This window comes from Micromonospora sp. KC723 (assembly GCF_004348595.1).
GTDB lineage: Bacteria > Actinomycetota > Actinomycetes > Mycobacteriales > Micromonosporaceae > Micromonospora.
This window is the reverse complement of the sequence record NZ_SMKD01000012.1, coordinates 53,789-69,720: the sequence shown is the minus strand read 5'-3', so window position 1 is coordinate 69,720 and position 15,932 is coordinate 53,789. Positions and strand designations below refer to the sequence as shown.

Annotated in this window: 16 protein-coding genes; 3 read left to right on the top strand and 13 right to left on the bottom strand. The window is 74.5% G+C overall.

Annotated elements, in window-relative coordinates:
- On the top strand, nt 1-337 hold a 337-nt coding region (locus E1165_RS05295; RefSeq protein ID WP_207916592.1), incomplete at its 5' end, for a cellulose binding domain-containing protein.
- Between the two features lie 42 nt (nt 338-379).
- On the opposite strand, the gene E1165_RS05290 is transcribed toward E1165_RS05295, so the two are convergent.
- The 10 genes from E1165_RS05290 to E1165_RS05245 form a co-directional block, all read right to left on the bottom strand.
- Nucleotides 380-937 (bottom strand): GNAT family N-acetyltransferase, encoded by a 558-nt coding sequence (locus E1165_RS05290; protein ID WP_132388276.1) that lies wholly within the window; start codon nt 935-937, stop codon nt 380-382.
- Between the two features lie 202 nt (nt 938-1,139).
- On the bottom strand, nt 1,140-1,763 hold the full coding sequence (locus tag E1165_RS05285) for a DUF2238 domain-containing protein (RefSeq protein ID WP_132388274.1): 624 nt from the start codon (nt 1,761-1,763) through the stop codon (nt 1,140-1,142).
- A gap of 94 nt (nt 1,764-1,857) precedes the next feature.
- On the bottom strand, nt 1,858-2,697 hold the full coding sequence (locus tag E1165_RS05280; RefSeq protein ID WP_132388272.1) for an ABC transporter ATP-binding protein: 840 nt from the start codon (nt 2,695-2,697) through the stop codon (nt 1,858-1,860).
- Entirely contained in the window at nt 2,694-3,746 is a 1,053-nt protein-coding gene (locus tag E1165_RS05275; RefSeq protein ID WP_132388270.1) for an iron ABC transporter permease, read from the bottom strand. Before E1165_RS05275 ends, E1165_RS05280 begins: the two co-directional genes overlap by 4 nt.
- On the bottom strand, nt 3,747-4,691 hold the full coding sequence (locus E1165_RS05270; protein WP_132388268.1) for an ABC transporter substrate-binding protein: 945 nt from the start codon (nt 4,689-4,691) through the stop codon (nt 3,747-3,749).
- Nucleotides 4,692-4,770: 79 nt separating this feature from the next.
- Entirely contained in the window at nt 4,771-5,949 is a 1,179-nt protein-coding gene (locus tag E1165_RS05265; RefSeq protein ID WP_132388266.1) for a YcaO-like family protein, read from the bottom strand.
- Entirely contained in the window at nt 5,946-7,334 is a 1,389-nt protein-coding gene (locus E1165_RS05260; protein ID WP_132388264.1) for a YcaO-like family protein, read from the bottom strand. The genes E1165_RS05265 and E1165_RS05260 overlap by 4 nt, the downstream gene beginning before the upstream one ends.
- On the bottom strand, nt 7,322-8,674 hold the full coding sequence (locus E1165_RS05255) for a CocE/NonD family hydrolase (protein ID WP_132388262.1): 1,353 nt from the start codon (nt 8,672-8,674) through the stop codon (nt 7,322-7,324). Before E1165_RS05255 ends, E1165_RS05260 begins: the two co-directional genes overlap by 13 nt.
- The gene (locus E1165_RS05250) at nt 8,671-9,465 is read right to left on the bottom strand and encodes a hypothetical protein (protein ID WP_132388260.1); all 795 of its coding nucleotides are present in this window, start codon (nt 9,463-9,465) and stop codon (nt 8,671-8,673) included. Before E1165_RS05250 ends, E1165_RS05255 begins: the two co-directional genes overlap by 4 nt.
- 100 nt (nt 9,466-9,565) lie before the next feature.
- The gene (locus tag E1165_RS05245; RefSeq protein ID WP_132388258.1) at nt 9,566-9,787 is read right to left on the bottom strand and encodes a hypothetical protein; all 222 of its coding nucleotides are present in this window, start codon (nt 9,785-9,787) and stop codon (nt 9,566-9,568) included.
- A gap of 114 nt (nt 9,788-9,901) precedes the next feature.
- On the opposite strand from E1165_RS05245, the gene E1165_RS05240 reads away from it, so the two are divergent.
- Nucleotides 9,902-11,155 (top strand): MFS transporter, encoded by a 1,254-nt coding sequence (locus E1165_RS05240; protein ID WP_243704595.1) that lies wholly within the window; start codon nt 9,902-9,904, stop codon nt 11,153-11,155.
- Nucleotides 11,156-11,374: 219 nt separating this feature from the next.
- Nucleotides 11,375-11,965, top strand: coding sequence for a hypothetical protein (locus E1165_RS05235; protein WP_207916590.1), 591 nt, complete (start codon nt 11,375-11,377; stop codon nt 11,963-11,965).
- 119 nt (nt 11,966-12,084) lie between these two features.
- Here the strand turns inward: E1165_RS05235 and E1165_RS05230 are convergent, their stop codons facing one another.
- From E1165_RS05230 to E1165_RS05220, 3 genes are all read right to left on the bottom strand, one after another.
- A complete protein-coding gene (locus E1165_RS05230) occupies nt 12,085-13,344 on the bottom strand; it encodes an MFS transporter (protein ID WP_132388256.1) in 1,260 nt (419 codons plus the stop codon).
- A gap of 97 nt (nt 13,345-13,441) precedes the next feature.
- Complete coding sequence (locus E1165_RS05225; RefSeq protein ID WP_132388254.1) at nt 13,442-14,650, bottom strand: cupin domain-containing protein; 1,209 nt, start codon at nt 14,648-14,650, stop codon at nt 13,442-13,444.
- Complete coding sequence (locus E1165_RS05220; RefSeq protein ID WP_132388252.1) at nt 14,647-15,786, bottom strand: SagB/ThcOx family dehydrogenase; 1,140 nt, start codon at nt 15,784-15,786, stop codon at nt 14,647-14,649. Before E1165_RS05220 ends, E1165_RS05225 begins: the two co-directional genes overlap by 4 nt.
- Between the last annotated feature and the right edge of the window lie 146 nt (nt 15,787-15,932).

Genomic DNA, 15,932 nt, shown 5'->3' with positions numbered 1-15,932 from the left:
GCCCACCACGGCACCGGCCGGGCCCTGCCGGGTCGGGTACACGGTCAACGCGTGGAACACCGGCCTGACCGCCTCGGTCACCATCACCAACACCGGCACCACCGCGATCAACGGCTGGAGCCTCGGCTTCACGCTGCCGGCCGGCCAGAGCATCACCAGCGGCTGGAACGCCACCTACACGCCGACCAGCGGCGCGGTGACCGCCAGCAACGTCTCCTACAACGGCAGCATCGCGCCGAACGCGTCGGTGAACATCGGCTTCCAGGCCAACCACACCGGCAACACCGGCAGGCCGACCTCGTTCACCCTGAACGGGTCCGCCTGCACGATCGCCTGACCCACCGCCCGGCGCCGTGGCGGACGGTCGTCCACCACGGCGTCAGGCCGGGCCCCGGTCCAGGAAGAGCAGCTGGGCCCGCTTGTGGGGCAGGTCGACCTGGGGGCCGGGCACGAAACCGGCGCGGCGCAGCCGGGCGATGGCCCGGTCGTTGCGGGCGTCGGGCTCGGCCACGATCCGCCGGTGCGACGGGTCGGCCAACACGAAGTCCAGGAAGGCGCCGAGGACCGCGCCGGTGAAGCCCGGTTCGCTCCCGCCGTCGGGCGGGGCGATCATCAGGTGGATGCCGAAGTCACCGGGGAGCACGTCGTAGCACTCGCCCACCGGGTCCGCCGCCGGCTCGTACGTCTGGAAGAGCCCCACCGGACGGCCGTCCCGGTGGATCAGGTAGGCGTGGTGGGTGGGCAGCGAGTCGACGTAGGCGTAGATCTCCCGCACCCGCTCCCGGGTGGCGTCGCGCATCCCCCAGAACCCGGACCGTTCCCGGGTGACCCAGTCGTGGATCAGTTCGGCGTCGCCGGCCGGGTCCACCGGACGGATCAGCACCCTCCCGAAGCCCTCGACGTGCCGCAGCCAGACGGAGCCGGTGGCCTTCGTCATCGCACTCCTCGGTGAACGGCGCCGGTGGTGGCGACCGGCGCGGCGGCGTCCCCCGCGTGGCGGTGGACACGGACCCCGCCGGCCGGCGGCGCGGACCACCGGTCCACCGAGCTGACGCAGCACCACACCAGTCTTTGTTAGGTTTACCTAACCTACGGAATTCGCCGGCCGGGCACAACCGACGCCGGGCGCCCCGGGACGGTCAGAGCGCGGCCGTCGGGGACGGCAACTGCCGGTCGTGCAACCGGCTGAACAGGGCCAGCGACGTGATCGCCCCGACCAACGCGAGGAACATGTCCCACTGGGTGTCCCAGACGTCGCCCTGCGTGGCGAGGAAGTCGTCGGCGGCCGGCCCGGCGGCCACCGCCGCCCACCACTCCAGCATCTCGAAGAACGCGCTGAACGCCAGGCAGGCGCAGACGACCAGCGGGGCGAGCCACCGGCTGCCCCGCAGGGGCGAGCGACGGACCAGGATCTCGCGGACCAGGATGGCCGGCACGAACCCCTGCGCGAAGTGGCCCAGCCGGTCGTACGGATTACGGGACAACGCGAACACGTCCCGCGCCCACTCCCCCACCGGAGTACGGGCGTACGTCCAGTGCCCGCCGGCGACGAGGATCAGCGCGTGGGCCGCGAGCAGGCAGCACAGCAGCGTGGTCAGCGGGAATCGGCGCCAGACGAGCAGCAGCGCCGGCACCCCCACGATCACCCACACCGTCTCCAGCAGCCAGGTGAGCCGGTCGTACGGCCGGATGCCGGAGACCACCAGCGCGACGACGACCAGACCCAGCAGCGCCGGCGGCAGCAGAGCACGTGTTCGGGGCACCGCAGACCGCCTGTCCTTCCGTGAGGGCCGGTCCACCGTCGACCGGACGCCGAAGATACCGCCCGCCCGGGACGCCGGAGACGGTGGGCCGCGGTCACCGTGACGCGGTGGTGGGCGTGGACGGGTCCCGGTCGACCGGACGCCCGCGCCCGGCGCGGCGGTGCGCCGGCTCGGGCAGCCGCAGCCGCAGCCGGCCGCAGCCGTCGTCGGTGACCTCGGCCGCGACGCCGTACACGTCGCGCAGGAGCTGGTGGGTGAGGACGTCCCGGGGCGCCCCGGCGGCGGCGACCACGCCCCGGTGCAGGACGACCAGCCGGTCGCAGTACGCGGCGGCGAGCTCGATGTCGTGCAGGGCGGCGACGACGGTGATCCCGAGGCCGCAGACCAGGTCGAGCACCGCCAGTTGATGGGCGAGGTCGAGGTGGTTGGTCGGCTCGTCGAGCAGCAACAGCCGGGGCTGCTGGGCCAGGGCCCGGGCGAGGTGGACACGCTGGCGCTCACCGCCGGACAGGGTGGCCACCCGCCGGCCGGCGAGGTCGTCGAGGCGACACCGGCGCAGCGCGTCGGCGATGATCCGGTGGTCGTCCGTGCCGAACCCGCCGACGGCGGACCGGTGCGGCGTCCGGCCCAACGCGACCAGATCCGCGACGCTGTGCTCGAGATCCACCGGGGTGTCCTGGGTCAGCACGGCCACCTGCCGGGCCACCTGCCGGGCGGGCTGGCGCCACACGTCCGTGCCGTCCAGCAGGACCGCCCCGGTGGTGGGGCGGTTCCTGCGGTACACGCACCGCAGCAGGCTGGACTTGCCGCTGCCGTTGGGGCCGAGGAGCCCGACGATCTCGCCGGGTGTGACGGCGAGATCGACGTCGCGCACGATCATCGCGTCGCGCGGCCCCCAGGAGACCCGACGCAGGTCGAGGCGGGCCGGGGTCACGGGCGTGCCTTCCGCAGCAGGTACAGGAAGAAGGGGGCGCCCAGCAGCGCGGTGATGACGCTGATCGGCACCTCGTCCGGGTCGTTGACGGTGCGGGCGGCCAGGTCCACCCAGACCAGGAAGACCGCGCCGGCGAGAGCGGCGACCGGCAGGAGACGCCGGTGGTCGGGTCCCACCAGCAGCCGCGTGGTGTGCGGGACGATGAGCGCGACGAAGCCGATGCCGCCGGTGACGGCGACCAGGCTGGCGGTCACCAGGGCGCAGCCGACGATGAGCTGGCGGCGTACCCGGTCGCCGTCCACCCCGAGACTGGCGGCGGTGTCGTCGCCGAGCGTCAGCGCGTTCAGCCGGGTGATGTGGGTGACGAACCAGATGCCGGCCGCCCCGGTCACGGCGGCGGCGACGGGCAGGTGCCCCCACTCGGTGCCGGCCAGCCCGCCCAGGGTCCAGTGCAGCGCGGAGCGCACGTCGCGGTCCGGTGTGGTCAGCACGACGTACTGGGTGACGGCCTCGCACAGCGCGGCGACGGCGACGCCGGCCAGGATCAGCCGGACGGTGCTGGCCCGACCGAGGGCCAGAACGACGGCGAAGGCGGCGATCGCGCCGGCGAACGCGCCGGCCGGCACCGAGACGACGGCGAGCGGGGACAGCCCGATCAGCATCACGCTGACGGCGCCGAGGGACGCGCCGGAGGTGACCCCGATGAGGTACGGGTCGGCCAGCGGGTTGCGCAGGACGGCCTGGAGCACGGCGCCGACCAGGGCGAGCCCGGCCCCGGTGACGGCGCCCAGCAGGACGCGCGGCAGGCGGATGCCCCACACGATCGCCCGGTCCGGGCCGATGATGCCGGTGCTGTCGGCGACGCCGACTTCGTGGCCGATGACACGCCACACGACGTCGAGGGGGATGGCGACAGGGCCGAGGCTGACGGCGGCGGCGACCGACACGACCAGCGCGACGCCCAGTGTGGCGAGCCAGCAGGCGAGCGGGAGCCGGACGGCCCCCGCCCTGGGCGGGACGGCCACGGCGGGGGCGGTGCGGGCGGTCACTCAGCCGAGCCCGGCGACGATGGTGCGCAGGGCCCGGCCGGCGCGCAGCCCCGGCTGGTTGTCGTTGACGGGAACGACGATGAACCGCCTCTGCTGGACGGCGGTGACGCCCTGGATCGGCGGGTAGCTGGTCAGGAACGCGATCGCCGCGTCGGCGGGCTCGAAGGCCTGGTCCTCGATGAGGATCGCGTCCGGATTCCGCTTGACCAACTCCTCCCAGTTGACCTGGCCGTATCCGGTGACCTCGGGGAAGGCGTTGGTGGCGCCGGCCCGACGCAGCAGGTCGTCCACCAGGGAGTGCGCCCCGGGCGTGGTCGGCTTCTCCTTGCCGCCGGAGTAGACGAAGACCTTCGGATCGCCGGACACCGGCTTGACGGCGTCGACCTCGCCGCGCAGCTTCGTGACCACCGCTTCGGCCGTGTCCGGCACGCCGAACAGCTCGCCGAGGTTCTTCAGGTCGGCGTAGGTGTCCTCCACTGTGGCCTTGTGTCCCGGGCAGGCGCCGGAGAGCAGGTACGAGTTGACGCCCTCCTCGGCGAGCTTCGCCCGGTCACCGAGGGCCTTGGGCCCGTAGTCGTCGGGGTAGGCGCTCACCACGAGCTCCGGCCGGACGGCGAGCACGGTCTCCTTCGACGGCGGGGGGAACGCCTTCTTGGCGATGATGGTCACCCCCTGCAGGCCGGCGGCGTACTCGGGCAGCAGCTCACCGGGGGCGACGGTGCCGACCAGGCGGTCGCGCCTGCCCAGCGCCAGGACGATCTCGGTCGCCGGGGTGCTGGAGGTGACGATGCGCTGCGGCGTCTGCCGGAAGGTGTACTGCTGTCCGCAGTTGGTGACGGTCTTCGCCGCGGACGCGTCGCCGGCCGTGGCGGTGGTCGACCCGGCGGGTCCGCCGCAGGCAACCAGGGTGAACGACAACGCTCCTGCGATGAGCGTTCTTCTCATGGGTGTTTCTTCCTCTCGTGGGAACCGGGGCGGCGCGGTGGGCGGTGCCGGGTGTGGTGGGCCGGGGCGTGGGTGCCGGTCAGACATGGGGCACCGGAAGGAGACAGGGACGGTCGGGCAGGGGTTCGGCGCCCGCGCCGAGGAACGGGAAGGCGGCCGGCGCCGTGGACCGCAGGCCGGGCACCACGACGCGGACGACCGTGTGGCCGAGGGCGGCGACGTCCACGGTGGTGAGGTCCACGGCGAGCGCGGTGAGGCCACGGGCGGCGAGAGCCGTGTCCAGGTCGGGCCCGGTGGAGGCCCAGCCGTGCCGTTCCGGGACGGGCTCACCGCCGGCGAGCCGGCGGGCCACGGCCTCGGCGACGCGGGGATCGGCCAGCAGTTGCGCGTGGCAGACGATGTCGGTGGCGTCGGCCAGGTCGGGGGCGTACGAGTCGGCGTAGCGGCGGTCCGTCCGGTGTGGTCGCAGCGGCTGCCAGTCCAGGGCCCCGTCGGCGACCAGACGCACGATCCGCAGGCTCTGGCACGCCTCGGCGGCGGCCTTGGCGGCGGCGCGCTCGGCGTCGGCGGCGAGCGCGCAGCCGACGCCGAGCAGCCCGTCGTGGTCCTCGACGACGGCCAGCACCACGGGTGCGGACAGCAGGTTCGGCACGGCCCGCAGCGTTCCGGCAAAACCGGGAACGGTCTGCCGCAGCAGCGGGAACCGGGTGCCGGCGTGCCAGCAGGTGGCCAGGGCGTGACGTTCGACGACCTCGGCCAGCGCGGCGGCGCGGGCCCACGCCGCCGTGCGACCGGCCGCGATGCCGGCCGCGACGGGCAGGTGGGGCGCCGGCCCGATGCCCGGTGGGGCGAGCGTGCACAGTGACGCCGGCACCCAGACCCGGGCCCGGTGCGGGTCGGCGCCGGCGACCCAGGCGACCCGGTCGTCCCGGTCCAGGCCGGTGAACGGGACCTCCTGGTGCGGACCGTACAGGGCGAGCAGCCGCGGGTCGACCGCCTGGTGGCCGGCCGCGGTCAGGCCGTGCCAGGTGTCGACCAGGGTGGGCCCCGGGGCGCGGTGGCCGCAGTAGCGTTCCATCGCCTCACCCAGGGCGGCGGCGGTGGCGGCGTCCGGGCAGGTCCACGACGACCCGGACACGGTGGGTCGGCCGCCGGCCGGACCCAGCCAGGCGAGGTCGGCGTGCGTGACGTGCAGGCCGACCGGCAGGCGTTCGTGGTGCAGCGCGGTGACCAGGCCGGTACGCCGGTCGCTGATCATGTGTGCGGGAGGGGGACGCGGTTGACGTCCGCCTCGGGCAGCGGTGTCGCGCGCAGGCCGAGGCGGACCGGGTCGGTGTAGAGCCGGTCGCCGCCGAGGAACGGGTAGGCGGCCGGCGGGTTGCCGTAGGCGCCGGGAGCCACCACCCGTACCACGCGGATCCCGGCGGTCGCGGCGTCCGGGGTCGTCACGTCCACGGCGACCGCCTCGATGCCCTGGGCGGCCAGGCGGCGCAGGTAGGCGGCCCGGATGTCACCGTCGAGGTGCGGCAGGTCGTCGAGCCCGACTAGCTCGTCGCCGTCGGTGATCGGGTGCAGGTGCGCGCGCAGGGCGGGATCGAGCCAGAGCTGGCCGTGGCAACCGAGGTCCACCACGTCGGACCAGTCCGGGCGGTACGAGCGCAGGTAGCACCGGTCGGCGCGCCAGGGATGGAAGACGGTGCCGTCGATGAGCCCGGTCCCGGCCGCCTGCCAGATCTCACCGTCCGGGTCGAGCAGGCCCACCGCGTACCGGCGCAGGGTCACCGCCTCGGCGAGGGCCTTGGCGACCGCCGACGCCGGCTCGGGGCGGGCGGCGACGCCGACGGCGGTGATCCGCAGGTCGGGGTCGTCGAGCAGCACCCCGATGACCGGGACGTCGAACACGGTCGGGATGGCGATCACCCGGTACCGGATGTCGACCGAGGTGCCGGCGGCCCTGGCCCAGCCCGGTCCCCGCTCCGGGTCCGGCACCAGCAGGCGGGACAGCGCGGGATGGGTCACGTCGACCGGGCGGGCGGGGATCGCGTTGGCCCACCAGATCATGGTGGCGTCCCGCTCGATCACCTCCTCCAGCGCGGCGGTCTCCGCGGCGGTACGGGTGGGCCCGGCCGCCAGCCCGGACAGCATCGAGAAGTTGGTACGCGGTTCGTCCTGACGGGGCGGAATCAGCCAGTTGACGTAGACCAGGGAGGCCGGCACGGCCGTCGGGGCGCCGTCGGACAGCCGGTAGCCTGCCGTCCACAGCACCTCCACGTCGGCGGTGAAGGGCTCGAACGGGAAGTCGGGCTGCGCGTACTGGGTCGGCGAGTGCAGCGCCAGCGTGGCCGGGTCGACAGCGCGATCTCCCCTGGCGACCAGCTGCCGGTGGCTGGCCCGGCTCAGCCCGGCGGGCACGAAGTTGCCGCAGTAGCGTTCGACCGCCTCACCCACGGCGGACCTGCGGGCCTGCTCGGGATCGGCGAACGCGGTGCCGGTGGCGACCCGGTCGGCCGGCCAGGGCAGGTGGCGCATCATGTCGGCCACGTCGGCGACCACCACGTCGAGGCCGTGCGGCCACCACTGCTCCGCCGGCAGCCGGACGGTGCCCCGCACGACGCCGGTGCGGGTGTCGATCAGAGCGTCCACGGTTGACCCTCCTGCGGGGTGGGTGTGCGCAGCGCGAAGGTGTCGATGGTGAGCGTCGCCGGCACGGGTGGTCGGGGGTGCCGGGGATACCGGCTGGTGGTCAGTTCCAGCCGCAGGCGGTGCTTCGGGGGCAGCTCCACGGCGACCGGTTGGCAGGTGATCACGACCGTCCAGGGTCCGTCGGGGACCGCCGTGGCGCCGTCGGTCAGCACCGTGCGCACTCCGGCCGGGGTTTCGTGGACGAGGGTCGCGACGAGCCGCGACGGGGCGTCCGCCCGGCCGGAGACCACGCAGGTGGCGTGACCGTGGTAGGCCAGTGGGCCCACCACCGTCGCGACCAGTACGTCGGGAACGCCCGTGAGCTGGCCGAGGTCGGCCGAGTGCGGCAGCGACGGGTACGGCCGGGCCGGGTCGGCGGTCAGCACGTCCGGGCGGGTGGACGCGATCAGCGTCCGGGCGCGGGCGGGCGTGGGCACCGGGGAGCCGGGTCGCCACGCCCCACTGCCCAACCAGAGCGTCCGGGAACCGTCGCACGTGCCGGTGAGCCACCGCAGCGTGAGGTCCGACGGGTCCGGGTCGACCGGCACGTCGATCGCGCACTCGGCGGACAGCTCGTGGGTCAACGGCGAAACCCAGCCGCCGACCACGCAGGTGGCCCCGGTGGCGAGCGCCGCGTGCCGCAGGGTCGCCGCCGCCGACCGGCAGTACCAGCTACCGATGTGCAGCGACGGCGCCCGGCACCGCGCCACCGCCTCGTCGACGCGCCGGCTGGGCGTCGCGACGTCGGCGGCGCTCGGCGGCCACGGCCAGATGTCGACCGGCCAACGGTCGGGCAGCTCCTCGTCGTCCAGCGGCAGGTCGGCGACGGCCGCCGCCAGCGGGGTCAGGCCCGGGTGGCCGAAGCGGCCGGTGCCGTGCTCGGTACGCCACCACAGCTCGGCGTCCACCGGCGGGCACCCGTCGCCCGCCGGCCACGGCTGCCGGCTGACCACCCCGGCCACCGCCGGATGGCCGCTGGCACACCACGCGGTGTACGCCTCGTACCCGGTGCCGGCGAGCACCACCCGCCCGTCCGACCAGGGCTGGCGGGTGACCCAGTCGACGGCGGCACGCCCGTCGGCGGTCTCGTCGGCCCCGGCGACAAACCGGCCCGTGGAGCGGAACCGTCCGCGCACGTCCTGGAGCACCACGGCGTACCCGGCCGCCGCGTACGCCGCCGCCTCCGGCCACAGTCCCGGCGTGCCGTACGGGGTGCGCACCAGCACGGCGGTCGCCGGCCCGTCGGGCCGCCACACGTCGGTGACCAGGCCGGACATGTCGAGACCGACCTGGATGTTCACGGCGTCTGCACCATCACGTCCCGGGGCACCGGCAGCACCGGGTGCCGCCGGACGATCCCGGCGTGGACGTCCACCCCGTACTGTGTCCGCTCGCCCGGGACGGGTCGGCCCGACAGGTACGCCCGCACGTCGGCGGCGATGAGGCCCGCCGCCACCGCCGCTCCCGCCGGGTCGGGCGGGCCGGCCGGCCGGCCGCCGGCGTCGAGCCACGCCCAGTAGGCCAGCAGCTGGTCGGGGAACGGGCTGGCGGCCAGCCGCCGCAGCCGCAGGTCGGCGTAGCTCGGCCCGGCGCCCGGTACGGACAGCGGCCCGGCGTACCAGCGTCCACCCTCGGCGTAGCCGCGGTGCCACGCGATTCCGGCGGCGGCACAGTCGGCGTCCAGGCCACGCCAGCGGGCGTCGGGCAGCCAGTCGGCGCACGCGACGACCAGCGTCGCGCCGCCGATGTCGTCGGTGCGCACGGTGTCCAGCAGGTCGCCCAGATGCTCGACCAGGACGCCGTCGCCCAGCAGGACCACCGGCCCGGTGGTGGCTTCCACCTCCTCCCCCGCGAGGAGCCCCTCGGCGGCCAGCGCGTCGAGCAACCCGGCGGCGTCGGCGTCGCGCGCGACCGCCGCCCCGGGGCTGAGTTCCCCGGACAGCAGGGATGCCACCAGATCCCGGCGTCCTGGCTCGACGTCGACGGTGATGAAGTCCTCGGTCGGCGTGACCAGCAGAAAGCCGTCCGTCGTGGGGACGACGGCGGTGCCCCGCGCGAGACGCGGCGGGCGGTCGGCCAGGGACCAGTCCATAGCTCCTCATCAGGGCTCTAGCCTTGGAGGGGGTGCGTGGGCGCCACATCCGCCCACGCACCCCCGGTTCACCGGCCCAGGGGGAGCCGGCTCGGCGGCGTCACCGCTTGCGCCAGGCGACGCTGGCGTTGCGCAGCGTCGCGTGGTTCGACGTGTGCACCGAGGCGCGGACCGCCTGCACCGTGAGCTTCTCGACCTTCATGGATGTCACCTCCCCTCCGTACTCGTGAGCGGCTTCTCCGACGGGGCCGGCCAGCAGCGCGTCGGCGTCCCGTTGGCTCGCGACGAGCGCGGCGTGGCTGGCGCCGCACTCCATCGGCATCTCCGGACCAGTGAACCGTCGGTCACTGACCGTGGGCCGCCCACACCATGCCAGTTGTCGAAAATGATTGTCAACACTCTTGGGAACGATCGTCGATTTCACTAGGCTCGGCGCGTGACCGCCATCGCCGCGCCCGGGATGCTCCGCGTCCTCTCCGAACGCACCGATTTCCGTTGGCTCTGGCTGGGCAACCTGATCAGCGTGTGCGGGGGGTGGTTCAGCGCCGTCGCCGTGTTCGCGATGGTCTACCACCACACCGGCGCCGCCCTGGCCGCCGGAGCCACCCTCGCCCTGCGGTACCTGCCGGGGGTCCTCGTCGGAGGCTTCGCCGGCGTCCTCGCCGACCGGATCGACCGCCGCACCCTCATGGTGGTCACCGACCTGGCCCTCGCCGGACTCGCCGGTGCCTTCCTGCTCGCCGACAGCCCCGACCGGACCTGGCTGGTCTATCCGCTGACATTCGTCTCGGCCGCGACGGGCTTCACGTTCCAGGCCGCCCGCAACGCGTGGATGCCGAGCCTGGTCGAGCCCGGCGAGTACGTGCTGTTCGGGGCGTTGGTCCAGGTCAACGGCCTGCTGCTCCAGGCGGTGGGTGGGCTGGCCGGCGCGGCGGCGGTGGGCGTGTTCGGCTGGCGGTGGGCGTTCGCCATCAACGCGGTGTCGTTCCTCGTCTCCGCCTGGTGCACCCTGCGGGCACGCGGCGGCCAGCGCCACGGTGGCACCGACGCGACCCGCCGCGACAGCATCCTCGCCGCGCTCGCCGCCGGCGTGCGGCACGCGCTGCGGCACCGGCAGGTCCGCGCCCTGCTGATCGTCGAAGCCCTGTTCTGCCTCGGCCTCGGCGCGGCGATCGTGACCATGACCTTCCTCGCCACCCGGACCTACCGGCTCGGCGACGGCGGCGTCGGCTGGTTCTACGCCGCGCAGGGAATCACCGGCGCCGCCGTCCTGCTGTGGGCCGCCGCCCGCATCCAGCGGCTGCCAACCCGGCGGCAACTGACCGTGCTCGGGTTGTCCTGCCTGGGAGAGGGGCTGGCCACGATCGCGTTCGGACTGGCACCCGGGGTCGGCATCGCCCTCACCTGCTGGGCGATCGCCTCCGCCGCCGACGTCCTGTACGGCCCGGTGGCCATCGCCATCCTGCTGCACCACGCCGACAACGCCGTACGCGGCCGACTCATGGCGCTGTGGAGCGCCACCGCCACCGGGGCCCTGGCACTGTCCTCGCTCGCCGGCGGCATCCTGGTCGACCGGCACCCGCCCGGGCTGGTGGCCGTCGCCGCCGGCGCCCTCATGGTGGTCGCCGGCGCCGCGTGGCTGGCGCTGCTGCGCCGGGGCCGACTCGACCCGTCCCCGGGGGCGGCATGAGGGGGATGGGGCCGACCCGTCCCGGGCGCGTCACACGGTCGGAGGCGCCGGTACGGCAGATCGAGTCGCTCGTTCCCACCCGCAGGACGGGAAGGGCCGCGCCACCGCCTCGGTCACGAAAAGAGGTGGTTTGCCCGGAAAGCGGTCCGAAGACTTTTTCGGAATCCTACGGTGGGATATCGACCTGACACCCGTACGCCGAGCCGAAGGAGCCCGATCATGCAGATGACCGCGACCGACAACCACGCCGTCGCCCAGGCGGTCCACGACGTCGGGTCGGCGTTGTGGTTCGGCGGCACCGTCATGGGTGTCGCCGGGGTGAACAAGTCCGGCAGCGACCTGGCCCAGGGCATCGACCGCATCCGCGTGGCCGAGTCCGCCTGGAGCCGCTTCGGCCCCGTGCAGTGGCTCGGCATCGGCGCCACCCTGCTCGCCGGCATGCAGCTCACCCGGACCGGCCGGCGCCGACTGGCGTTGCAGAAGGGTTTCGCGTCCGTGGGCGCGGCGAAGGCCGGCACGGCGCTGATCGGCGCTGCCGCCACGGCCTACGCCGCCTACTGCGGCAGCCGGATCGGCCAGCTCGCCGAGGAGGTCCAGCAGCGCGGCGAACACCTGGAGGTCGAGGACGCGACCATCCCGACCGGCAACACCCCGGACGAGATCGCCCGGTGGCAGCGCCGCCAGCGGATCGCCCAGTACGCCGTGCCCGTGCTGGCCGGCGCGAACATCGTGCTCGGCTCGTACCTCGTGCAGTCGTACCGCACCGTCGCCACCGCCAAGGGCGTCCTGCGCCGGCTGCTGCCGGACTGATCACCGCCGCCCGCCGGGGCACATCCGTCGCCGGCCGCCGGACCGACGCGCCACGAACCGGCCCCGCAGCGGCCGACCCGATCCGCGCACGCCCGGGCGGACCCGTTCCGGCGCTCGGGTCAGGCAGTCGTCGGCGAGTCCCGCGCCGCCGGCTGGACGGGGTCACGGAAGGCACTGACGCCGGGGACCAGCAGGGCGGCGGCGCTGGCCACCGCGGTCAGGACCGCCGCCACGACGAGCGTGGGTCGCGCACCGAGCGCGGCGACGGCCGGCCCGGTGAGGGCGTAGCCGACCGGCAGCAGGGCGAAGGCGCTGAGCTGGTCGAGGGCGAGGGTCTTGCCGAGCACCTCGGCGGGGATCTCGCGCTGCAGCGCGGACAGCCAGTAGATGAAGTACAGCTCCACGGCGAACCCGCCGGCGGCGAAGCAGAGCGCGGTGACCGGCAGGGGCAGCGCGAAGGCGAGGCTGGCGGGCAGGGCGGCGTAGCTGGTGAGCGCCAGCATGCTCACCGCGCCCGGATGGCGGGGCCGCCACCTGCTGGCCACCGCGATGGCCGGCAGGGCGCCGGCCGCCAACGCGCCGAGCACGACCCCGTAGGCGAGCTCCCCGCCGAGGCGCTCGGCGGCGACCAGCGGCAACAGCGTCAGGGTGGGTGCGGTGCCGGCGAAGAGTTGGACCGCCACGGCGCCCATGACCGCGAGTACCCAGGGACGTCGCCGGACGGTGTCGATCCCGGCCGCGGCGTCGGCCAGCACACTCGTTCGCGCCCGGGCTGCGGTGGCGTCGCGGACCCCCAGCACCGCCAGCGCGCCGGTCCCGAACAGGACGGCGGCCAGCCCCAGAGCGGCGTGGATGCCGACGGCGGCGACGATCGCGGCTCCCGCGAGCGCCCCGGCCAGGGTCGCGGAGCGCTGCACCGCGGCCACCAGGGCGTTGCCCCGCTCCAGCAGCCCCGACGGGAGCAGCGCGGGGATCAGGGAGCGCATGGCCGGCCGGGACAGGGCCTCGGCGGCGCCGGACAACGCGGTGACGATGCCGAGCGCGGCCAGCGGCAGCCGGTCGAGGGTGAGCAGGGCGCCGAGGACGACGGCGGCGCGGAGCACGTCGGCGGTGAACAGGATCCGGGGCCGGGAGACGCGGTCGGCGAGGATGCCCCCGGCGAGCAGGCACACCACGAGGGCGACGGCGCGGCCGGCGAGGATGACGGCGATGGTGCCGGCACCCGCGCCACGGTGCACGGCGTAGAGGGCGAACGCGACCGGCAGGATCTGGTCGGCGACCGCTCCCGCTGACTGGCTGGCCCACACCCGCAGGAACCGCGGGTGCTGGTACAGCTTGCCGGCGGTGCGGGTCGGGGCGGGGCTGGTGGGTGCGCTCATGGGGTGCGGCGGCTCCGGTCGTCGTGGGCGTGCCCGTTGGGTGTGCTTCCCGGCCCCGCACCGGGTCGCCGTCGTGGTGCCCGCCGGTGGGAGGCGGTCATGTGGCCGGATCGGGATCGTCCGGCCGGACCAGGTTGAGCTCGACGAGCAGGCCGGCGAAGGTGCGGCTGCCGTCGACGCCGACGGCCTCGGTCAACTCTCCCGTGGTGATGCGGCCGTGGCCGCGCAACGTGTCGAAGACCGAGGCGGTGGCGGCGGGAAGCTGGACCTCCTTGCCGGGGACCTGGAGGAGGAGTCCGGCGTCCACGTGGGTGACCGTGTACTGGGCGCCGGGGCGGAGCCGGTACGCGTGGGGCTCGCGGGCGCCGGTGCTGGGCAGCACCGGGACCGGCTCGGCGGGCAGGTCCCGGAACGCCTCGCGGCGCAGCCCCCACAGCAGGGGCGCGACGGGGGTGTCCCCGGCGGTCCCGGCCAGCCGGCGGGCGACCTCGGCCAGCAGGTCACCCGCGGCCTGAGGGTCGGCCTCCAGCGCGGACAGGGTGAGGTGTTCGCGGTACCAGGGATCGTCCGCGGCGGCGTCGAGGAGACGTCGCAGCAGGTCGTGGCGGGTCAGGACGCTGACCGCGATGGTCAGGTGGATCGACAGGTCCTGTTGGGTACGTGGGGCGTGCATGGTGCCCCGGGGCAGGTAGAGGCTGTCACCGGCCGACAGCAGGATGTCGGCGAGGTCCGTGCTGGACCGCACCAGGCGGGCACGGCGGGCGGCCGGCTGGTCGAACCACGCCTGCCCGGGCAGGGGCCGGCTGATCGGCGGGGTGCGCAGGTGCCAGAGTTTCGTGCCGGTGATCTGGAGCACGAACACGTCCTGCACGTCGTAGTGCAGGTCGACGCCGGTGGCGTCGGGGGGTGTGATGAACGCGTTGACGCGTACGGGCGCGCCGAGGTCGGTGGCGAGGTGGTGGGCCAGCCGGCGCACGGGCGGGTGGTAGCGGTGCAGGGAGCGCAGGATGAGGGTGGACCCCGTGGCTATCTCGGCGCGGACACGGTCGGTGTCGACGTAGCCGGGCTCGGTCGGGCCGTCGCCGCGCTCCGCGATGGCCGGGGCGGGGATCTCCCTGCCGTCGCGGACCAACCGTACGGAGGTGGTGCGCAGCCCGGTGTCGGCGAGCAACCGGTCGACGGTGTCGGGAGTGAGCAGGTCGGCGAAGTGCGTCGGGTCGAGGGCGGGACTGTGCAGGTGCCGGGCCCCGTAGCAGGTGGCGAGGAAGTCGGCGCTGGGGATGCCGACGCAACGGCGAAGACTCATCGCGGGCGCTCCAGGTCTGCCGGCGAGGGATGCGCGCTGGCCGCCAGGCGGGCCGGAGGTGGATGCCGCAGCCCGGCGGGCAGGGTGTCGTCGACGGGAACGGGGTTGCCCGCGGCGAGCAGGTAGGTGGCGAACTCGTGGTCGGGGTCGACGCCGAGCAGCGCTTCCACCCGGCTGTCGTGGAACGCCACGGTCTGGAACGGCGCCAGGCCCAGTGCGGTGCAGGTGAGCGCGAACGTCTGCCCGTAGTGGCCGGCGTCGTACATCCACAGCCGGTAGGCCCTGGGGTGCCGGTACTTCCAGGACAGCCGCGCCGCGACGGTGGTGGTCAGGCAGGTGAAGGCTCCCCGGTACGAGGGTTCCTGCTCGTACACGACGGCGGCGATGCGCTGGCGGTCGACGGTGGCGTCGAGCAGTTCCAGGCGGTGCACCTCGGGCGCGTAGTGGTACAGGCCGGCGGGTACCCCGGTGACGTTGAAGACGGCGACGTAGCACTCGACTTCGTGCCGGCCCCCGGCTGAGGCGCTGACCCGGGCCTGCTGGGGACCGAACGCTCCGCCGTCGAGGAAGCGTTGCGGCGCGAAGGTGCACGCCAGCACGGTGGCGAGGGCGTCGACGCTGACCGGTGAGTCGGCGAAGGCGTGGTGGGTGCGGCGGGCGGCGAAGACCTCGTCGACCGGATCCCGCAGGGGCAGCGTACGGCGGGGCAGGTGGACGGCCGGGGCGTGCGGGTACCGCTTGAACGGCTCGGGTGGTTCGCCGTCGGCGATGATCCGGGCGGCGGTGGCGTCGCGGTGTGGCGAGTCCACAAGGTAGTTGGCGTCGCGGGCCTCGGTGTGCAGGCGGGCCGTGAGCGCTCCCCAGTGCTGCCAGACCGGTGGGACGGCGACGTCGGTGTCGTCGGTGACGAGGATGCCGGCGTCGCGGAGCGTCAGCAGCGCCTGGGTGGCGGCGTCGGCGGAGTCCCCACCGACCCGGGCCGCGACCTCCTCGACGTCGGTGAACTCGTCGAGCTGCTGCAACAGGCGCACCAGCTCGGGTGTGGTGCGCAGCCATCGACGTTGGCCGGGCAGGGCGATCATCAGGGCGTCGGTGTCCCAGCGGCAGATCAGCTGGTCGCGGCGGCGCACACGCATCGTGCTTGCCCTTTCGTCGAGGTGGCGCGGCAGACGGGCCGGTGCCGGGCCCCGCACAAGGCGAGGGCCCGGCACCGGGTGTGTCAGGTGGTCGGGTGGTGCAGCAGCTCCTCGTCGGTCTCGACGATCACGATCTCGAAGGCCAT

What these genes read in the sequence shown, in the direction of transcription:
- E1165_RS05230 (WP_132388256.1), bottom strand. Translation starts at nt 13,344, where the DNA reads ATGAGCGCACCCACCAGCCCCGCCCCGACCCGCACCGCCGGCAAGCTG.
- E1165_RS05290 (WP_132388276.1), bottom strand. Translation starts at nt 937, where the DNA reads ATGACGAAGGCCACCGGCTCCGTCTGGCTGCGGCACGTCGAGGGCTTC.
- E1165_RS05250 (WP_132388260.1), bottom strand. Translation starts at nt 9,465, where the DNA reads ATGGACTGGTCCCTGGCCGACCGCCCGCCGCGTCTCGCGCGGGGCACC.
- E1165_RS05225 (WP_132388254.1), bottom strand. Translation starts at nt 14,650, where the DNA reads ATGAGTCTTCGCCGTTGCGTCGGCATCCCCAGCGCCGACTTCCTCGCC.
- E1165_RS05270 (WP_132388268.1), bottom strand. Translation starts at nt 4,691, where the DNA reads ATGAGAAGAACGCTCATCGCAGGAGCGTTGTCGTTCACCCTGGTTGCC.
- E1165_RS05245 (WP_132388258.1), bottom strand. Translation starts at nt 9,787, where the DNA reads ATGCCGATGGAGTGCGGCGCCAGCCACGCCGCGCTCGTCGCGAGCCAA.
- E1165_RS05265 (WP_132388266.1), bottom strand. Translation starts at nt 5,949, where the DNA reads ATGATCAGCGACCGGCGTACCGGCCTGGTCACCGCGCTGCACCACGAA.
- E1165_RS05235 (WP_207916590.1), top strand. Translation starts at nt 11,375, where the DNA reads ATGCAGATGACCGCGACCGACAACCACGCCGTCGCCCAGGCGGTCCAC.
- E1165_RS05220 (WP_132388252.1), bottom strand. Translation starts at nt 15,786, where the DNA reads ATGCGTGTGCGCCGCCGCGACCAGCTGATCTGCCGCTGGGACACCGAC.